12 protein-coding genes are annotated in these 19,576 nt (G+C 64.5%); 6 read left to right on the plus strand and 6 right to left on the minus strand.

Features of this window, described 5'->3' with window-relative positions; translation table 11 throughout:
- Positions 1-7: 7 nt before the first annotated feature.
- The 6 genes from QZ634_RS10315 to QZ634_RS10340 form a co-directional block, all read right to left on the minus strand.
- Positions 8-1,549: a GMC family oxidoreductase gene (locus QZ634_RS10315; RefSeq protein ID WP_291987846.1), complete on the minus strand. Its 1,542-nt coding sequence runs from the start codon at positions 1,547-1,549 to the stop codon at positions 8-10.
- Positions 1,546-4,284 (minus strand): glucosidase, encoded by a 2,739-nt coding sequence (locus tag QZ634_RS10320; RefSeq protein WP_291987847.1) that lies wholly within the window; start codon positions 4,282-4,284, stop codon positions 1,546-1,548. Before QZ634_RS10320 ends, QZ634_RS10315 begins: the two co-directional genes overlap by 4 nt.
- 429 nt (positions 4,285-4,713) lie before the next feature.
- Entirely contained in the window at positions 4,714-7,002 is a 2,289-nt protein-coding gene (locus QZ634_RS10325) for a VWA domain-containing protein (protein ID WP_291987849.1), read from the minus strand.
- Positions 7,003-7,030: 28 nt separating this feature from the next.
- Entirely contained in the window at positions 7,031-7,834 is an 804-nt protein-coding gene (locus QZ634_RS10330; protein ID WP_291987851.1) for a CbbQ/NirQ/NorQ/GpvN family protein, read from the minus strand.
- Positions 7,835-7,905: 71 nt separating this feature from the next.
- Complete coding sequence (locus tag QZ634_RS10335) at positions 7,906-9,285, minus strand: ribulose-bisphosphate carboxylase (RefSeq protein ID WP_291987853.1); 1,380 nt, start codon at positions 9,283-9,285, stop codon at positions 7,906-7,908.
- Positions 9,286-9,355: 70 nt separating this feature from the next.
- A complete protein-coding gene (locus QZ634_RS10340; RefSeq protein ID WP_291987855.1) occupies positions 9,356-10,174 on the minus strand; it encodes an HAD-IA family hydrolase in 819 nt (272 codons plus the stop codon).
- Between the two features lie 279 nt (positions 10,175-10,453).
- Here QZ634_RS10340 and tkt point away from each other — a divergent pair, with 279 nt between their 5' ends.
- The 6 genes from tkt to QZ634_RS10370 all read left to right on the plus strand — a co-directional run bounded on the left by tkt (position 10,454) and on the right by QZ634_RS10370 (position 19,568).
- Complete coding sequence (tkt, locus tag QZ634_RS10345) at positions 10,454-12,439, plus strand: transketolase (protein ID WP_291987857.1); 1,986 nt, start codon at positions 10,454-10,456, stop codon at positions 12,437-12,439.
- 20 nt (positions 12,440-12,459) lie between these two features.
- Complete coding sequence (gene gap / locus QZ634_RS10350) at positions 12,460-13,461, plus strand: type I glyceraldehyde-3-phosphate dehydrogenase (protein WP_291987859.1); 1,002 nt, start codon at positions 12,460-12,462, stop codon at positions 13,459-13,461.
- A gap of 531 nt (positions 13,462-13,992) precedes the next feature.
- Entirely contained in the window at positions 13,993-15,432 is a 1,440-nt protein-coding gene (gene pyk / locus QZ634_RS10355; RefSeq protein WP_291987861.1) for a pyruvate kinase, read from the plus strand.
- A 235-nt stretch (positions 15,433-15,667) separates the two neighbouring features.
- The gene (locus QZ634_RS10360) at positions 15,668-16,606 is read left to right on the plus strand and encodes a phosphoribosylaminoimidazolesuccinocarboxamide synthase (protein WP_291987863.1); all 939 of its coding nucleotides are present in this window, start codon (positions 15,668-15,670) and stop codon (positions 16,604-16,606) included.
- A 57-nt stretch (positions 16,607-16,663) separates the two neighbouring features.
- On the plus strand, positions 16,664-17,437 hold the full coding sequence (locus tag QZ634_RS10365) for a DUF2189 domain-containing protein (RefSeq protein WP_291987865.1): 774 nt from the start codon (positions 16,664-16,666) through the stop codon (positions 17,435-17,437).
- Positions 17,438-17,480: 43 nt separating this feature from the next.
- The gene (locus tag QZ634_RS10370; RefSeq protein ID WP_291987867.1) at positions 17,481-19,568 is read left to right on the plus strand and encodes a M3 family metallopeptidase; all 2,088 of its coding nucleotides are present in this window, start codon (positions 17,481-17,483) and stop codon (positions 19,566-19,568) included.
- Positions 19,569-19,576: the final 8 nt, after the last annotated feature.

The following is a 19,576-nucleotide window of genomic DNA, read 5'->3' on the forward strand; positions in this document are numbered from 1 at the left end:
ACCCCTCTCAGCGCAGACGTTCGAGCAGGTGGTCGCCGACGCGCAGGGCGTTGGCGATCGCCGTCAGCGAGGGGTTGACCGCGCCGATACTGGGGAAGAAGCTGGTGTCGACGACGTAGAGGTTGTCGACTTCGTGCGTCCTGCAGTTCACGTCGAGCACCGAACTGGCCGGGTCGCTGCCGAACCTGCAGGTACCCGCCTGATGGGCGACACCGGCGATCGGGATGTGTTTGCCGAAATAGAGGTTGTTCGGGATCAGATGCGGGTGCATGTCCATGTCTTCGAGCATGGACTGCAGTTTCCGGCGCAGGCGAGCGAGGGGCTCGAGGTTGGTGAACTCGTAGTGCAGCTTGATCTCGCCCCGGGGATTCAGCGTCACACGGTTCTCTGGCAGCGCCAGGTCTTCGCTGGTCAGCCAGAAGTCCACCGCGTGCCTGGCCATCTGATCGAGCGTGAACCCCGGCGCCAACCTGGGCGCATCGTCCCTGAACATCGGCCCCTTGGATTTGCCGAGCATCTGGATGTTGCCGAGCGGGAACTCGTAGTCGGGTGCGCCGCGGTAGAAATCGTTGATGGTCAGCGTTTTCTGGAACTCGGTGCTGTTCTCGCGCCGGGACAGCGCAACCAGCGCAATGGCGTTGTGAAACATGTAATGGCGGCCGACCATGTCCGAGCCGTTACCCAGACCACGCGGATGCTTGCTGCCGGCCGACATCAACAGCAGCCGCGCCGAGTTGGCCGCGCCACAGGAAACGACCACCACGCCAGCGGTGAATTCCTCGCGCCCGCCGTTGCGGTCGACGATCACCCTGCTCACCTCGCGGCCGCTGGCGCTGGTCTCCAGTCGCTGCACATGCGCGCCAGTCAACAAGCTGACGTTGGGGTACTGCAGGGCGGGACGAACGGCGATGACTTCGGCGTCGGCCTTGGCGTGCACCAGGCAGGGGTAGCCATCGCAGGAATCACAACGGATGCAGCGGCTGTTCGCCCGGTCGGCCTCGTCGAGCAGGATCGCACTCGGCGCATACGACGGGTGATAGCCGGCGCGGCGCAGGCCCTCGGCGATTTCGGCGATGCGCGGCTCGTGGCTGACCGGCGGATGGGGATAGGGCGCGCTGGCCGGCGGATCGGTCGGATCGTCGCCGCGCTGGCCATGTACCTGATACAGCTGCTCGGCCTGCGTGTAATACGGTTCGAAGTCGCGGTAAGCGATCGGCCAATCGGCAGTCAGGCCGTCGGCCGTGCGGTGCGCGGTGAAATCGTGCTCACGCAGGCGGAAGAGCGCCGCGCCATACATCTTGGTCGCGCCACCGACGAAATAGTGAACGCCCGGCTGGAACGGCTTGTCGTCCCGGTCATGCCAGGTGTCGCGGGAAACGTAGCGATTTCTGACGAAGACCTCGTTCGCGTCCCAGTTCTGCTTTTCGCGCGGCAGATAGTCGCCACGTTCGAGGATCAGGATCCGTTTGCCCGACGGGGCGAGCTTGAGCGCCAGCGTGCCGCCGCCGGCGCCACTGCCGATGATGATGACGTCGTAGTCGTTGCTCATTGTCTTTCCTCGCTCGCTGGCGCCGGCCTTGCTGGCGCCCGGGCAAGCGGCAGTTCCTCGAACTGGCTGCTGCCGGGCTGCAGAAGTTTCGCGACCAGGCCGGTCCAGCCGGTCTGATGGGCGGCGCCCAGGCCACGACCATCGTCACCGTGAAAATACTCGTGAAACAGGATGCAGTCGCGAAAATGCGGGTCGGTCGCCAGCTTGGGATGCGTCTTGAGCACCGGCCGCTGGCCGTCTTCGCCCTTGAGGAACAGGCCCGTCAGGCGCTGGCTCAGTTCGTTGGCCACCTCCTTGAGGGTGAGGAGCTTCCCCGATCCGGTCGGGCACTCGACCTTGAAATCGTCACCGTAGTAGTGGTGAAACTGCTGCAGCGACTCGATGATCAGGTAGTTGATCGGCATCCAGACCGGTCCACGCCAGTTCGAATTGCCGCCGAACAGGCCGCTGCGCGACTCACCCGGCCAGTAGTCGACTTCGTAGCTCGCACCGCCGACATCGACGCGGAAGGGTTCGTTCTGGTGAATTTTCGAGAGCGCGCGCACCCCGTAGGGAGACAGGAAGCCGCTCTCGTCGAGCATCCGGCGCAGCAGGGCCTTGGTGCGGTGGCCGCGCAGCAGCGACAGCAGAACGCGATTGGCGCAGCCCGGGACGTGCCAGTTCGAGATCAGCGCGGCCAGTTCGGGACGATGCTCGAGGTACCACTCCATGCGCGCCGAGAATTCGGGCAATTGCTCGACCAGTTCGAGGTCCGCCGGCTGCACGGCAAGCAGGGGAATCAGGCCGACGATGGAATGTACGCGCAAGGGGATGTTGCGTCCGTCGGGAAGGCTCAGGTGGTCGTAGTAGAACTGGTCGGCCTCGTCCCAGAGGCCGGGTGATTCGTCGCCAACGCCGTTGATCGCGCCGGCGATGGCCAGGAAGTGCTCGAAGAACTTGCTGGCGATGTCCTCATAGACGTGGTTGTGGACCGCCAGCTCGACCGCAATGCGCAGCAGGTTGAGGCAGAACATGGCCATCCAGCTGGTGCCGTCTGCCTGGTTGATGAAGCCGCCGGTCGGCAAGGGCTTGCTGCGGTCGAAGCAGCCGATGTTGTCGAGCCCGAGGAAGCCTCCCTGGAAAATGTTGCGTCCCTGTTCGTCCTTGCGGTTCACCCACCAGGTGAAGTTGAGCAGCAGCTTCTGGAAGACGCGTTCGAGAAAGACCAGGTCGCCGGGGTCGGACGGGTCGCCCTGCTCAGCCTCGCGGCGCTGGCGGCGGTCGATCTGGAAAACGCGAAAGGCCGCCCAGGCGTGCACCGGCGGATTGACGTCGCTGAACTCCCACTCGTACGCGGGTAGCTGACCGTTGGGATGCATGTACCACTCGCGGGTCAACAGGACCAACTGCGCCTTGGCGAACTCGGCGTCGATCACCGCCAGCGGCAGGCAGTGGAATGCGAGGTCCCAGGCGGCGAACCACGGATACTCCCACTTGTCCGGCATCGACAGGACCTCGGCGCTGGCGAAATGCTTCCAGTCGCAATTGCGGCCGTGTTTGCGCGCCGGCGGAGGCGTTGGCTGGCCGGGGTCGCCGGCAAGCCACTTCTCGACGTCGTAGTGGAAGAACTGCTTGCTCCAGACCATCCCGGCGAAGGCCTGGCGCTGGACCAGGCGCGCGTCGGGATCGCCGATCTCGCGCTGCAGGTCGGCATAGAAGCGATCGGCTTCGCCGCGCCGGCGTGCGAAGATGGCATCGAAGTCGGCGAAGGGCGGCGCGCGCTTCCCGCCTGGTGCGCTCGCCGTCAAGCGCAGCCGCACACGCACGCTGCCACCTGCCGGCACGCTCAGTGAGTAATGCGCTCCGGCCTTGGTTCCGGTCTGCGCGGGATTGACCGCCGTGATCCTGCCCTCGACGACGTACTCGTGAAAGGCATCCTTGAAGAAACCCGTCGCTTCCGGCTGATCAAAGTGGCGCCTGGCGTTGGTTTCGTTGTCGCAAAAAAGCAGTGTGGGTGCGCAATCGCCGTCGGCATCGCAGTCGAGGCGGAAGCTGCCCAGCTCCGGGTGTTCGATGCTGACGCCGCCGGCCGCTGCCGAGAGGGTGGGTTTCAGGGTTCCCGCGCGCCACGACCAGGTGTTGCGGCAGCACAGTTGCGGCAGCAACGACAGCTTCGCCGTCTCGGCGCCGCGATTGTGCGCGGTCACCTGCATCAGGATGTCGTCGGTTGCGGCCTTTGCGTACTCGACGAACACGTCGAAGTAAGCGTCGGCGTCGAACAGGCCGGTGTCGAGCAACTCGAACTCCGCCTGCTCCGCACTGCGCTGCCGGTTCTCGTGCAGCAGCCGGCGGTAAGGGAATTCCCCCTGCGGGTATTTGTACAGCATCTTCAGGAAGGAATGCGTCGGCGTCGCATCGAGGTAGTAGTAGAGCTCCTTGACGTCCTCGCCGTGATTTCCCTCGCTGTTGGTCAGCCCGAACAGTCTTTCCTTGAGCAGCGGGTCACGGCCGTTCCACAGGGCCAGCGAAAGGCAGAGGTGTTGCCGGTCGTCGCTGAAACCGGCAATGCCGTCCTCGCCCCAGCGATAGGCACGGCTGCGCGCGTGCTCGTGCGGCAGGTAGCTCCAGGCGTTGCCGTCGGGACTGTAGTCCTCGCGGACGGTGCCCCATTGCCGCTCGGAGACGTAGGGACCCCAGCGACGCCAGTCGGCGCGACCGGCCTTGTCGTCGGCCAGGCGCTGTTTTTCAGCGGCCATCGTGTCCACGCCTTGCTGCCGGCGAGGCGGGATGATGACCATTGCCGTGAACAGCATCTTTACGGCAGCGCAGGGCGTCCGGGTAAAGGCGCCGGCGCAGGGTTGGCACGCCGTGGCAGGCGGCGTCCGGCAGATCCCTCCCGCCCGGGAAGTCCTTTTTGACCCGTACCACTGCTGCTCCTTTCGCTTCCATGAGGGGCGGCCGCCACAGCCGTCCGACAGCCGTGTTGGAGAATAAGGTGACGAGCCGTGTCTGCAGGGGGCTTCCTTGCAGGCCTCGGGTGCTGACTCATGCCACGTCAGAGCCCGCCACTCCCGTGCCACCGGCTGCTAGCGCCGGACTGATTCTAGTCGATGCGCGCGACGCTGGCTGAAGTTTGGACGCCCCCGCTTGCGGCGGGTCGATCACAGCGCTACCGCCCTTCCCTGCTACCGCGTCAGCGCCATGAACAGCTCCGGCAGCCGTTCCGGCAGGCGCTCGATGTTGTCGATCACCGTATAGCGCCGACCGAAGATGTCACCGACGTAGTCGTCGGCCTGGCGGTCGAGGTTGATGCAGTAGCTGAAGATGCCCTGCTGATCGAGTTCCTCGACCGACTTGCGGGCGTCTTCGATGAGCAGGCGCTCGTCATGGACGTCGACGTCGGCGGGCTGGCCGTCGGTGAGCACGAGCAGCAGTTTCTTGTCCGCCTTCTGCGCCGCCAGGTAGTGCGCGGCGTGGCGCATGGCGGCGCCCATGCGCGTCGAGTAGCCGGCCTGCATCGCCGCCAGACGGCCCTTGACGACGTCGCCCCAGCGCTCGCTGTAACCCTTGAGGTGCAGGTAACGGACGTCGTGGCGGCTGTCGGAGTGAAAACCGGCGATGGCGAAGGGGTCGCCGAGTTGCTCGATCGACCAGGCGAGCAGGGACACCGCTTCCTGACTCAGTTCGAGAATGCTCTGCTCGCCGCCGCCGGCGCCGACCTTGACCTTGTCGGCGAGCGACTGTGAAAGGTCGAGCAGGACCAGAACGGCCAGGTCGCGGCCGTTGCGGCGGTGACTCATGTTGATACGCGGATCCGGGCTGGCGCCGCCCTTGAAGTCGATCAGCGAGCGCAGGGCGACGTCGAGGTCGAGTTCGCTGCCGTCTTCCTGGTAGCGAATGCGCACCTTGTCCTGCGGTTTGAGGGTGTCCAGCAGACGCTTCAGACGCCTGGCCAGCACGGCGTGTTTTTCGAGCAGACGGTCGATCTCGGCGGCGTCGCCCGCCGGGTGCAGCGATTCGTAGAGGCTGACCCAGTCCGGCCGGTAGCTTTGGCTCTGGTAGTCCCACTCCGGGTAGTGGCGTGGCGGCAGGCGGTCGACGTCGGCAGCGACGGGCGTCGGACGCTGCTCGTCGACCATTTCCTCGTCGTCGCTGAGTTCGTGAAATCGCCACAGGTGGCGGTTGTCGTCACGATAGCTGACCTCGGTATCGGCAAAATGGACGTCGGCCAACTGGTCGCTCTGGCGGCGGGTACGGGCGATGTAGGCCAGCGCCAGGTCGGCGATTTCTTCGCTGCTCGACTCGCCCCGCGCCATCGTCTCGCGAAAGTGACGCACGAATTTTAGCAGCTCGGCGTCCTGGTAAGCGTGTGTGGAATCGAGCAAGGCGCGCGAGAGCATGCTCAGGCGATGGCGTAGACAGGAGGTGGTTTCCGGGTCGCAGGCGCCGGCGCGCGGCGCCGGGTGCAGGGCCAGAAAAGTCCGCCGCAGGCCGGGGTAGGCGCGCATCACCAGCGTCTCGATGCGGCTGTCTTCGAAGACCTCGATCGCCATGCGCTGCATCGGGCTGCAGTTGTCGGCGAACATCGGCGTGCTCCAGCGGCGATGGCCGGCGATGTGCGCCAGCGTTGCACGGTAGCGGTCGATGCCGGAAACGCCGTGCGCATCGTCAAGCACGTCGGGCAGGCGGATTCCGGAAGCGTCGTAATAGGGCAGCGATTTCTGCGGCGGGTCGAGGTGGCTCGAATACGGCACCAGTTGCGTGCTGTCGCCCCAAAGCCCGCGCAGGTAGAGGTCGAGCAGGCGTTCGTTGTCGACCAGCAGCGTGCCGTGCCGCTCGCGCTGCAGCACGGCGCGGCTGTCCGCCGACTTGAGGCTGAAGTAGTCGCGTTGCCGCTCGGGATGGTTGGGGTAGTTGCGGATACCGTAATCGACCCAGTTGCGCAGCCCGGCGATCGACAGCTGGTCGAGAAGCGTCGGTGCCTGGGCAAGAAAATCGGGCAGGCCGGGGCTGGCGAAAGTCTGGTGAATGCCGTGGATCGAACCGGTCGTGCGCTCGCTGAACTCCTGCGTCAGGTCCAGGTAGCGCTGCAGCTGCTGGCGCGAAGGCAGACGGCGGACGACAGCGGCCAGCGTCTGCAGGAAGGGCGTGATCGCCTTGGCATTCGGCGACTTGCACAGGGCATGCAGACTGGCGGTGATCGCCGGCAGGGCCGCTTCGCCGACCAGCGTGGCGATCGGCGGCCATTCTTCGAGGAAAACCAGTACCGGCTCGACGCCACGGCCCATGCCGCCGAGGAAGCGCGCCGTATCGAGATAGCCGTCGACACCCTCGGCCGAGAGTACGGCCAGCGCTTCGCGCATGCACTCTGCGAAGACGTCACCGACCTGCGGGAAGCCACAGGCGAGCTGTTCGCGGTAGCCGTGCAGGCGCTGTTCCCAGGCCGGGCCGGCAGTATTTTCGGGAGGGGCCATGGCCTGGACCTGTGCCTGGCGACCGCGCTCAGGCGAAGGTGGCGTCGATGGCATGATCGAGGGTATCGCGAATGTCGCGGTCGTCGGTGATCGGGCGCACCAGCGCCATCCGGCAGGCATCCACCGGGGCGACCCCCCCCTTGATCAGCGTTGCGGCATAAACCAGCAGACGCGTCGAAATTCCCTCGTCGAGGCCATGCCCCTTGAGGCGCCGGGCGGCGGCGCCGACGCTCACCAGTTGCGTGGCGGTGGCTTCGTCGATGCCGCTTTCGCTGACCAGGATGGCGATTTCCAGCGCCGCGTCCGGGTAGTCGAACTCGAAAGCGGTGAAGCGCTGCTTGGTCGACTGCTTGAGGTCCTTCATCAGGCTCTGGTAGCCGGGGTTGTACGAGATCACCAGCTGAAAATCGGCGTGCGCCTGGATCAGCTCGCCCTTCTTGTCGAGCGGCAGCGTGCGTCGGTGGTCGGTCAGCGGATGGATGACGACGGTGGTGTCCTGGCGTGCTTCGACGACCTCGTCGAGGTAGCAGATGGCGCCGATTCGCGCCGCGGTGGTCAGCGGCCCGTCGAGCCAGCGGGTGCCGTTGGCTTCGAGCAGGTAGCGCCCGACCAGATCGGACGCGGTCATGTCTTCGTTGCAGGCAACGGTGATCAACGGGCGCGCGAGCTTCCAGGCCATGAACTCGATGAAGCGCGACTTGCCGCAGCCGGTCGGCCCCTTGACCATCACCGGCAGACGCGCCGCGTAAGCCGCCTCGTAAAGCGCCACTTCCTTGCCCTGCGCCTGATAGAAAGGCTCTTCGCGAACCTTGAACTGCTCCTTGTCGGTCATTGCCTGTTCCTGTTCCCGTTGCTGTCTCGATCGCTGTTCGAAAGTCGTTCGTGCGGCGGCCAGCCGGCCGCTCAGCGATGCGCGCCGAGCTTGTCGCGCCACCCTGGATAGAGCGTGTCGGCGTCGCCCGGGAAGGACTCGAAGGCACGCGCAAACTCCTCGTGCTCCCTGGCCCATTCGATCGGGTCGGCACCGGCCTGCCAGCACTCGTAGGCCTGGCGCAGTGAAATGGCGCCGGCGGCGGGGCTGTCGATGTGACCGTACGAACCGCCACCCGAGGTGTTGATGACGTTACCGTGGCCGAGGTTGGCAAAGAAGCCGGGCAGGCGAAGGGCGTTCATGCCGCCGGAAATGATCGGCGTCGTCGGCTTCATGCCGTACCACTTCTGGAAATAGGCCGGGCCCTGGTACTCGTCACGCTCGATGATGTAGGCGATCGCCCGGTCGTCGGCAGTGCCTTCCATCTTGCCGTAGCCCATGGTGCCGACGTGAATTCCCGAGGCCCCCTGCAGGCGCGCCATCTTGGCCAGAACGTAGGCGTCGTAACCGCGCTTCGAACTCGGCGAGGTGACCGCGCCGTGACCGGCGCGGTGGTAGTGCAGGTACTGGTTGGGGTACTGCCGACGCGCGGTGGTGACCATGCCCGGACCGCCGACGTAGCCGTCGACCAGGAAAGCGACCTTGTCGGCGTCGGGCCCGAAGGTCTCGAGGATGTAGTCGGCACGGGCACACATCTCGTAGTGATCGTCGGCGGTGATGTTGGCCGAGAAGAGCTTTGCCTGCCCGGTCTCGTCCTGCGCACGTTTCATCGCGTCGACCACCAGCGGCATGACCTTCTTCATCGGCGCAAAGACCTGATTGCCCTGCGGCTCGTCGTTCTTGATGAAGTCGCCGCCGAGCCAGAACTGGTACGCGGCCTTGGCGAACGGTTCGGGGCGCAGGCCCAGCTTGGGCTTGATGATCGTCCCGGCAATGTAGCCGCCGTCCTTGACCGGGCGGCCGAGAATGCGCCACATGTCGGAAATGTCCTTGGCCGGACCGTCGAACAACTGCAGAGCACGCTCGGGCACGTAGAAGTCATAGATCTTGGCGTGCTCGATGTCGCCCATGCCCTGATTGTTGCCGATCACGAGGGTCAGGAAGGAAACGATCATCATCCGACCGTCGGTGACGTTGCGGTCGAAGAGGTCGAGCGGATAGGCAATGCGCATCTCTTCGCTGGCTTCGTCGATCAGATAGACCAGGGCATCGACGCCGCGGGTGAAATCGTCGGTGGTACTCACCTCGACGTTGGTCCCGGTGGACGACTCGGCGGCAAAGTGCGCGGCGGCCTGCAGGTAGTCGTAACCGGCCTTGGGCTTCATCCTGTAGGCCACCAGAATATGCTTGCCGCCACTGATCAGCTCGTCTTCCCTGAGGCTGAGGTCGGCGTAACGATTCGATTGGTCCATGCTTGTCTCCGTGTCGAGTAATGGTCAAGAAAGTGTTCGTGGGTGTTTTTACCCGTAGGCCGGCTGCCCGTCAGTGGTTCATGTCGACCACCGCCTTGCGCTGCCAAAGGCGCAGCTGGGCAAGGTCGACGAATTCCCGGGCCAGCGGCGCCCCCGCCAGGCGGCGCGCGGGCGCGCCAGGCTCACCGAGATCGGAAAGCACGCTCAGCGCGCCGGCGAAGTCGTCGTCTGCGCCATAGGCGTTGACGGTGATTACGGTCGGGATGCCGGCGGCTGTCGCCGCCCGCAGCCCGGGCAGCGAATCCTCGACCGCCAGGCAGGCTTGCGGGGGCAGGTTCATTTGCCGCAAAACCCAGTGATAGATATCCGGAGCGGGCTTCTTGTCGGCCACCACATCACCGGCGCCGATGACTTCGAAGAGCGACTCGGCCTGGTCGCCAAAGCGGGTGAGCAGCAGGCTGTGCAGGCTCGACGGCGTCGTTGTCGTGGCGATCGCCAGGCGCACACCCGCGCTGCGCAACTCGCCCAGCAGGCGCGCCACGCCAGGCCGCAGGGCGATGTGACCGGCGCCCACCAGCTGCGCGTAGATCTCGCTCTTCAAGCGATGCAACCCGGCCAGCCAGGCGTCACCCGCTGCCCGCCGCAGAAACTGCGGTGCGTGCTGTGCCGCGAAGTGACGGATGCGCTCCTTGCCACCGGTCACCGCGAGCAATTCGCCGTAGGTGGCGACCGACCACTCCCAGTCCAGGCCGGACTGTGCAAAAGCCCGGTTGAAGGCCACGCGGTGGCCGTCGCGCTCGCTATCGGCGAGCGTCCCGTCAACGTCGAAGATGACCGCCTGCAGGACGACCGATTGCCCAAGCGTCGCGCTGCAAGGGCGCGTGATCATTGTGCGTTCGGCCGGCTGGTCTGCGTGCATTCGGGTCACATGGCGTCGTTCGATAGCGACCAGTGTAGGCGGCACAATCGATAATTAAAAGTTAAACTTTTTTCAATTTATAGTTAGCTTTTGCTATTTAATAAACCACTACGCATGAGCCATGGCTGTCTGTAGTCACAAGCAGCCACCTCCTCGTGCGGCGTCACAAGGGAAGGTGGCAATGCCTGCTGTTTTGGCGGATAATTTGCCCATGCGACCCAACAACCCGCTTCTGATCGGCAAATTATCGTGCCTATTGCGTTTACCGCCCTGACCAACGTCATCCGCGCCCTTGCCATGGACGCGGTGCAACAAGCCAACTCCGGCCACCCAGGCATGCCAATGGGAATGGCTGAAATCGCCGAAGTGCTCTGGCGTCGCCACCTGCGCCACAACCCGGGTAATCCACACTGGCCGGACCGCGACCGTTTCGTCCTGTCGAACGGCCACGGCTCGATGCTGCTCTACACGCTGCTGCATCTCACCGGCTACGACGTCTCGATCGACGACCTGAAGAACTTCCGCCAGTTTCGCTCGAAGACACCCGGGCACCCGGAAGTGGGACATACCCCGGGCGTCGAGACGACGACCGGTCCGCTCGGCCAGGGTCTGGCCAACGCGGTCGGCATGGCCATCGCCGAGAAGGTCCTGGCCGCCGACTTCAATCGTCCCGGGCACGAGGTCGTGAATCACTCGACCTACGTATTCCTCGGTGACGGCTGCCTGATGGAGGGCATTTCACACGAGGTCTGCTCGCTGGCGGGAACGCTCGGACTGGGCAAGCTGATCGCCCTCTATGACGACAACGGCATTTCCATCGACGGCCATGTCGAAGGCTGGTTCACCGATGACACGCCGCAACGCTTCGCCGCCTACGGCTGGCAGGTCATCGCCGCCGTCGACGGCCACGATGGCGAAGCGGTCGACCAGGCGCTGCGCGCGGCGCGTGCCGACATCGACCGCCCGACGCTGATCTGCTGCAAGACACGCATCGGCGAGGGTTCGCCGAACAAGGTGGGCAGTCACGACGTCCATGGCGCGCCTCTGGGAAGCGAGGAAGTTGCCGCGACCCGCGCGCATCTCGGCTGGCCGCACGCGCCCTTCGAAATTCCTGACGCCGTCTATTCGAGCTGGGACGGCCGCATGCGCGGTAACGTCTTCGAAAACAATTGGCAAGCGCGCTTCGCGACCTATCAGGCCGCGTTCCCGGAGTTGGCTGCCGAGTTCAGCCGCCGCACGAATGGCGAGCTGCCCGCCGACTGGAACGTGACTGCCGCGCAGGCGCTGGCCGAGGTCGCGGGCAAGGCGGAAAACATCGCCACCCGCAAGGCTTCGCAGAATGCCATCAGCGCCTTCGCGCCGCAGTTGCCAGAACTCATTGGCGGCTCGGCGGATCTGGCCGGATCGAACCTGACGCTGTGGAAGGGCTCGCAGGGCATCAGCCGCACCCAGGGCGGCAACTATGTCTATTACGGGGTGCGTGAGTTCGGCATGACGGCGATCGCCAATGGCCTCGCCCTGCACGGCGGTCTGATCCCGTACACCGCGACCTTCCTGGTCTTCTCGGACTACGCGCGCAACGCGATCCGCATGGCAGCCCTGATGAAAGTGCGCCAGATCATGGTGTATACGCACGATTCGATCGGCCTTGGCGAAGATGGCCCGACGCACCAACCGGTCGAACACGTCGCCAGCCTGCGCCTGATTCCCAACGTTGACGTCTGGCGCCCGGCGGACGCCAGCGAAACGGCCGTGTCCTGGATCGCCGCTATCGAACGCAACGACGGGCCGACGATTCTGGCGCTCTCGCGACAGAATCTGCCGACGGTGAGCAGTGGCGTCGCGCCCGAAGTGATTCGCCGCGGGGCCTACGTGCTGGCGGACTGCGCCGACCCACAGGCGCTGCTGATCGCCACCGGCTCGGAAGTCAAGCTGGCACTCGACGCACGCCAGGCGCTGGCCGACGAAGGGATCGCCGTGCGCGTCATCTCGATGCCCTGCGCCGAGGTCTTCGATCGCCAGGAGGCGTCGTACCGGGAAGCAGTATTGCCCCGCGCGCTACCGCGAGTGGCGATCGAAGCGGGAGTCAGCAGTTTCTGGCGCAAGTACGTCGGACTCGACGGCGCCGTAATCGGCATCGATCGTTTTGGAGAGTCGGCACCGGCAGGCCAGGTGTTCGACTTTTTCGGTTTCACGGTGACCAATGTGGTCACGACCGTGAAGACAGTGTTGTAATTTCTCAAGGAGACCGTTTCATGACAATCAAAGTAGGGATCAATGGCTTTGGCCGTATCGGACGGATGGTGTTTCGCGCTGCTGTGCAAGATTTCTCGGACGACATCGAAATCGTCGGCATCAACGACCTACTCGAACCCGATTACCTGGCGTACATGCTCAAGTATGATTCCGTGCATCGTCGTTTCCAGGGCACCATTGCGGTCGACGGCAATTCGCTGGTCGTCAATGGCAAGAAAGTCCGCCTGACCGCCGTCAAGGATCCGGCCGAGCTGAAGTGGAACGAAATTGGCGCCGATATCGTCGTCGACGCGACCGGCCTCTTCCTGACCACCGAGTCCTGCCAGAAGCACATCGCCGCGGGCGCCAAGAAAGTCATCCAGAGCGCACCGAGCAAGGACGACACGCCGATGTTCGTGTTTGGCGTCAATGACAGCACCTATGCCGGCCAGACGATCATTTCGAACGCTTCCTGCACCACCAACTGCCTCGCCCCGGTGGCCAAGGTACTGAATGACAACTGGGGTATCAAGCGCGGCCTGATGACCACCGTTCATGCAGCCACCGCCACCCAGAAAACCGTTGATGGCCCGTCCAACAAGGACTGGCGCGGTGGTCGCGGCATCCTCGAGAACATCATTCCGTCCTCGACCGGTGCAGCCAAGGCCGTCGGCAAGGTCATTCCCGAGCTCAACAAGAAACTGACCGGCATGGCTTTCCGCGTACCGACGTCCGACGTCTCGGTCGTCGACCTGACGGTCGAGTTGAACAAGGAAACCACCTACGAGCAGATCTGCGCGGCGATGAAGGCTGCGTCGGAAGGCCCGATGAAGGGCGTGCTCGGCTACACCGCCGAAAAAGTGGTGGCCACCGACTTCCGTGGCGAGAGCTGCACGTCGGTGTTTGACTCGGATGCCGGCATGGCGCTTGACGGTACCTTCGTCAAGGTCGTCTCCTGGTACGACAACGAGTGGGGTTACTCCTGCAAGGTGCTGGAGATGATCAAGGTAATGGCGCGCTAAACAGCCATTCAGGGGCGCTTTCGGGCGCCCCTTTTCCTGACCCTCCTCACCGCCCTCCCGCGCCCTCCTCGGCTTCCTGAGGCAAAGCCCTTGACGACCTCTTGCTGGTCGCTCGACCGGCACCTGTTGCCGCTGGACCGGGGCCGACAGTGCCCGAACTGAGCACATCGCCACTCGCCATGCCGCCCCTCGACAAGCGCTGCAAGCCGTCGCCACGAAAACGATCGCCAGGCGATCGCCAGGCAAGCACTCGCCCCCCTTCACTGCGTTGCGCGTACAGTACACGGCAATCACGCAGCTACGGATCTGTCGGCTGCACTCAACCCAAGTCGGGTAGCCCTGACTCCGATCTAATTCTCACCCTCCCGCGAATCAGCACGCTCGGCAGGGACAACACTCCCGGTTGAACGTGGCACGGCCAGGCACTGTCACAGAAAACTGCTGACAAGTCGGCTCGTGCGTGCCCAGCCAACACCCCAAGAAAACTGCCCCAGATGGAAGCCTCGTCTGTACAACAAGAATAGGAACCCCATGCCCCGCGATACAAAGATCGTTGCCACCCTCGGGCCCGCGTCGTCGGACGCCGATGTGCTCGAACGCATGATCCGCGCCGGCGTCGACGTCGTGCGCCTCAATTTTTCCCATGGCAAACCGCAGGATCACATTGCCCGCGCGCAGCTGGTACGTGAGGCGGCGGCCCGTGTCGGGCGCCCGGTAGGTATCCTCGCTGACCTGCAGGGTCCGAAAATCCGTGTCGGCAAGTTTGCCGACGGCAAGATCTGGCTCGATAAAGGCGCCCCCTTCATTCTCGACGCCAAGTGCGAACTGGGTAACGCCGACCGCGCCGGCCTGGACTACAAGGATCTGACGCGCGATGTCTCCGCGGGCAGCGTCCTCCTGCTCGACGACGGCCGCATCGTGCTCGACGTTCAGCGCGTGCTTGGCTCGGAAATCTTCACCATCGTTCGTCACGGCGGCGAACTGTCCGACAACAAGGGCATCAACCGCCAGGGAGGTGGCCTCTCCGCCGCCGCGCTGACCGCCAAGGACATGGACGATATTCGTACCGCGGCCAGCATCGACGTTGATTTTGTCGCTATCTCGTTCCCCAAGAGCGCGGCCGACATGTACATGGCCAGGCAATTGATGCATGCCGCCGGCGGACACGCGCTAACCATCGCCAAGATCGAACGCGTCGAGGCGGTCGCCGCGCTCGAGGAGATCATCAGCGCCTCGGACGGGATCATGGTCGCCCGCGGCGACCTCGCCGTCGAAGTCGGCGACGCCGCTGTACCGGCGCTGCAGAAGCGCATGATTCGCATGGCGCGCGAGAGAAACAAACTGGTAATTACGGCAACCCAGATGATGGAGTCGATGATCATCTCGCCGGCACCGACCCGTGCCGAAGTTTCCGACGTCGCGAACGCGGTTCTTGACGGCACCGACGCGGTGATGCTCTCGGCCGAAACGGCGGCCGGCCGCTTTCCGGTCGAAACCATCGAAGCGATGGCGCGGATCTGCCTGGAAGCAGAGAAGTCCGCCGAAGTGACTCTCGAACGCGAGTTCCTCAACCAGGTTTTCACGCGCATCGATCAGACCATTTCGCTGGCCGCCATCTGGGCAGCGCATCACCTGAAAGTAAAGGCGATCGCCGCGCTCACCGAGTCCGGTTCGACGGCGCTCTGGATGAGCCGTCTGAACTGCGGAGTACCGGTCTACGCGCTGACCCCGCGCAGCGCAGCGTTGACCAAAATGAGCCTCTATCGGGCCGTCTTCCCGGTGCTGATGGACCAGCAGCCGAGTAGCCGCGATGAGCTGCTGTACGAGGCCGAACAGTTGCTGATGAAGGAGAATCTGGTCGAAAAAGGCGATTTCATCGTGCTCACCGCCGGCGAGCCGATGGGCAACAGCGGCGGTACCAATACGCTGAAAATCGTTCGCGTAGGCGATCAGAAGCCGGCCGCGAGCTGACGCGAACCATCGCCACGTCATGCCGTGGCGATAGCCGGCCGCTGACAGATGGCCGTGCCGGGAAACGACAGAACACGGATCGCCGAGCCAGGAAGGATCACCAGGCCCGGGCGACGCCGAAAGCGGCGAGCGCCGATGACACGCGCTTGGCAAGCGTGATGTGTCCTATAATCCCAACGCTCGACTGCCGCCGCTGCGATTACCCGCTCACATCACTCCCCACCGGATCAGCCACGTGACCGATGCCCTCTTTGAATCGACGATCAAGAGCCTGCCGCTGCTCGGCCGCGGCAAGGTGCGCGACATCTATGCCGTCGGCGACGACAAGCTGCTGATCGTCACCAGCGATCGCCTCTCGGCCTTCGACGTCGTCCTCCCGGACCCGATTCCGGGCAAGGGCCAGCTGCTCACCCAGCTGGCCTGCTTCTGGTTCGAAAAACTCGCGGCCTTCGTCCCCAACCAGATGACCGGGATCGATCCTGAAACGGTGGTCGCCGCCGACGAGCGCGCGCAGGTGCATGGCCGCGCGCTGGTCGTCAAGCGCTTGCGGCCGCTGCCCATCGAAGCGGTGGTGCGCGGCTATCTGATCGGTTCGGGGTGGAAGGATTACCAGGCCAGCGGTGCCGTCTGCGGCATCCCGCTGCCACCGGGATTGCGCCTCGCCAGCCGCCTGCCCGAGCCGATCTTCACGCCGGCGACGAAGGCTGCCCTTGGCGATCACGACGAGAACGTTTCGTTCGAGCGCGCGCAAGCCGACTGCGCACGCACGCTCGCCGACATCCTTGCCGCCACCGGCAGGAGCGGCGCCGATATTGCCGCGCAGGCGCGCGACGTGGCCATAGCCCTGTACACCGCCGCCGCCGCGCACGCCGCTGCGCGCGGCATCATCATCGCCGACACCAAGTTCGAGTTCGGCGTCGATACCACCGGCACACTGCACCTGATCGACGAAGTACTGACCCCCGACTCGTCACGTTTCTGGCCCGCCGACGCCTACCGCGAGGGAAGCAACCCCCCGTCGTACGACAAGCAGTACATCCGCGATTATCTGGAAACACTGCCCTGGAACAAGCAGGCGCCTGGCCCAGCGCTGCCGCTGGCGGTAATCGCCGGAACGCATGCGCGCTATGTCGAGGCCCTGCAGCGCCTGACCGGAGACACACCTGTCGAGTGACCGCCGCGCGCGCGCGGCGCATGACAACCGGCCTACGCCCTTCAGCAAGGAGACCGCATGGGTCTAGAAGCCACGTCACCTGAGCGGCGCCGAGCGCCGTTGAACGTTCGCAGTGTCGCCATCGGCCAGCCCCTGGTCTGGTTGGCCGCAGCCTGGAGCGACATGCGCGCCAATCCCGTCGCCAGCCTTTCGTATGGGCTGCTGTTTGCCATCTTTGGCGACCTGATCACCATTTTTGCCTGGCGCCAGGGCCACCTGTTCATCGCCGCCACTTCCGGCTTCCTGCTGATTGCGCCGCTGCTCTGCGGCGGGCTGTACGAGATCAGCCGCCGCCGTCAGGCAGGCCAGTCCTCGACTTTTCTCGTCTCGCTGGCGGGTGGCCGCCGCAACGTGCGCGAGCTGATCAAGCTGGGACTGCTGCTGGCCATCATCGGACTGAGCTGGGAGCGCGTTTCGACGCTGCTCTTCGCTCTTCTGGCACCCCACATTCCGCCCGATCTGATGATTTTGCTCGCCGAGATGCCCAAGCTCACGGAAAATCGCGATCTGATGATCATCTGGCTGCTGAGCGGAGGCAGCCTGGCTCTGCTGGTTTTCGCCATCACCGTCGTCTCGGTGCCGCTCCTGCTCGATCGCCGGGTGGACTTCGTCGCCGCGATGCGCACCAGCCTGCGCGCTGTCGACGCCAACATCCGCCTGATGATCGTCTGGGCGGCGATGGTCACGACGCTGACCGCGCTCGGCATTGCGACGCTTTTCTTTGGCTTGATCGTTCTCATGCCCTTGATCGGGCACGCGTCGTGGCACGCTTATCGCGACCTTGTAGAATAGCGAGGTGCTGGCGAGCACCCTCCCCTGCAACCACGGAACCCTGATGACTGCCTCCCCCCTGTGCGACAACCCTCTTCTTGACCTGTCCGGCCTGCCGCGCTTCGACGCCATTGTGCCCAGCGACGTGCAGCCGGCGATCGGCAAGCTTCTCGACGACTGCCGCGCACTGATCGCGCGGCTGACGGCGGCAGGGGCAGCAACGACCTGGGACGGCTTCGCCGCAGCGCTGAGCGATGGCCTCGAACCGCTGTCGCGCGCCTGGGGTGTTGTCGGTCATCTGCACGCCGTCAATGACGTCCCCGAATGGCGCGAGGCTTATAACCGCATGCTGCCCGAAGTCTCGCGCTTCTATGCCGAGTTCGGTCAGAACCTCAAGCTCTTCGCCGCTTACCAGGCAATCGCCGGAAGCGCTGAATACGCAAGGCTTTCGCCAACCCGGCAGCGCATCATTGACAACGAGATTCGCGACTTTCGGCTCGCCGGCGCGGAGCTGCGCGACGATCAGAAGCCGCGCTTCCAGGCGATTGCAGAGGAACTTTCGCAGCTCTCGGCGAAGTTCTCGGAAAACCTGCTCGACGCCACCAACGCCTTTGCCGAACTGGTGAGCGATGAGGCCGAACTGGCCGGCCTTCCCGACGACGCCTGTCAGGCCGCGCACGAGGCGGCCGAGAAGGATGGCCACAGCGGCTGGAAATTCACGCTGCACATGCCTTCCTACCTGCCGGTGATGCAATACGCCGACAGTCGCCGTCTGCGGGCGGTGATGTACCGTGCCTACGCCACTCGCGCCGCCGAATTCGGGGCTGCCGAGTTGGACAATACGCCGCTGATCGGCCAGATTCTCCGGCTGCGCCGTGAAGAGGCACGGATGCTGGGCTACGCCAGCTTCGCCGAAGTGTCGCTGGTACCAAAAATGGCCGAATCGGTGCCCCAGGTACTCGCGTTTCTGCGCGACATGGCGATCAAGGCCAGGCCCTTTGCCGAACGGGATATTGCCGACCTGCGCGCCTTCGCGCGTAGCGAGCTGCAACTCCAGGACATCGAGCCCTGGGATGTCGGCTACGTTTCCGAAAAGCTCCTGCAGGAGCGGTACGCCTTTTCCGAGCAGGAAGTAAAGCAGTATTTCACCGAGGACAAGGTTCTCAGTGGCCTCTTCGAAGTCATCGAAACGCTGTTCGGCGTCTGTCTCAAACGCGATAGCGCGCCAGTCTGGCACCCGGACGTGCGCTTTTTCCGCATCGAAACGCCGGCCGGCGAACTGCTTGGCCAGTTCTACCTCGACCTTTACGCCCGCGAAACGAAGCGCGGCGGCGCCTGGATGGACGAAGCGATCACCCGCCGCCGACTGCCGTCCAGGGCGGTGGCGACCGACCACATCCAGAAGCCGGTGGCCTATCTCAACTGCAACTTCTCGCGGCCGATCGGCAGCACGAATGGTCAGGCACGGCCGGCGACCTTCACGCACGACGAAGTGATCACCCTCTTTCACGAGACCGGCCACGGCCTGCACCACCTGCTGACACGCGTCGACGAGCTGGCCGTTGCCGGCATCCACGGTGTCGAGTGGGACGCCGTCGAACTGCCATCGCAGTTCATGGAGAACTACTGCTGGGAGTGGAGCGTCGTGCAGGGGATGAGCAGCCACGTCGACACCGGCCAGGCGCTGCCGCGCGCGCTGTTCAACAAGATGCTGGCGGCGAGGAATTTCCAGAGCGGCATGCAGACGCTTCGCCAGATCGAGTTTTCGCTCTTCGACCTGCTCTTGCACAGCGATTTCGACCCGGCTGGCGAACGCAGCGTTCTCGACCTGCTCGGCGACGTGCGCCGCGAAGTCGCGGTTCTTGTCCCGCCCGAGTGGCACCGCTTCCCGAACAGTTTCGCGCACATCTTCGCCGGGGGTTACGGCGCCGGCTACTACAGCTACAAGTGGGCCGAAGTCCTCTCGGCCGACTGCTACGGCGCTTTCGAAGAGGCCGGCGACCCTTTCGACCAGAACACCGGACAACGCTTCCTGAGCAGCATTCTGTCGGTCGGCGGCAGTCGTCCGGCGATCGAGAACTTCCGCGCCTTCCGCGGTCGTGATCCGCAGGTCGACGCGCTGCTCAGGCACAGCGGCATGGTTTCCGTGTAAAGGGAGGT

The organism is Candidatus Accumulibacter sp. ACC007 (genome assembly GCF_907163205.1).
GTDB lineage: Bacteria > Pseudomonadota > Gammaproteobacteria > Burkholderiales > Rhodocyclaceae > Accumulibacter > Accumulibacter regalis.

What these genes read in the sequence shown, in the direction of transcription:
- QZ634_RS10335 (WP_291987853.1), bottom strand. Translation starts at nt 9,285, where the DNA reads ATGGACCAATCGAATCGTTACGCCGACCTCAGCCTCAGGGAAGACGAG.
- QZ634_RS10320 (WP_291987847.1), bottom strand. Translation starts at nt 4,284, where the DNA reads ATGGCCGCTGAAAAACAGCGCCTGGCCGACGACAAGGCCGGTCGCGCC.
- QZ634_RS10370 (WP_291987867.1), top strand. Translation starts at nt 17,481, where the DNA reads ATGACTGCCTCCCCCCTGTGCGACAACCCTCTTCTTGACCTGTCCGGC.
- QZ634_RS10315 (WP_291987846.1), bottom strand. Translation starts at nt 1,549, where the DNA reads ATGAGCAACGACTACGACGTCATCATCATCGGCAGTGGCGCCGGCGGC.
- QZ634_RS10365 (WP_291987865.1), top strand. Translation starts at nt 16,664, where the DNA reads ATGGGTCTAGAAGCCACGTCACCTGAGCGGCGCCGAGCGCCGTTGAAC.
- pyk (WP_291987861.1), top strand. Translation starts at nt 13,993, where the DNA reads ATGCCCCGCGATACAAAGATCGTTGCCACCCTCGGGCCCGCGTCGTCG.
- gap (WP_291987859.1), top strand. Translation starts at nt 12,460, where the DNA reads ATGACAATCAAAGTAGGGATCAATGGCTTTGGCCGTATCGGACGGATG.
- QZ634_RS10340 (WP_291987855.1), bottom strand. Translation starts at nt 10,174, where the DNA reads ATGATCACGCGCCCTTGCAGCGCGACGCTTGGGCAATCGGTCGTCCTG.
- QZ634_RS10325 (WP_291987849.1), bottom strand. Translation starts at nt 7,002, where the DNA reads ATGGCCCCTCCCGAAAATACTGCCGGCCCGGCCTGGGAACAGCGCCTG.
- QZ634_RS10330 (WP_291987851.1), bottom strand. Translation starts at nt 7,834, where the DNA reads ATGACCGACAAGGAGCAGTTCAAGGTTCGCGAAGAGCCTTTCTATCAG.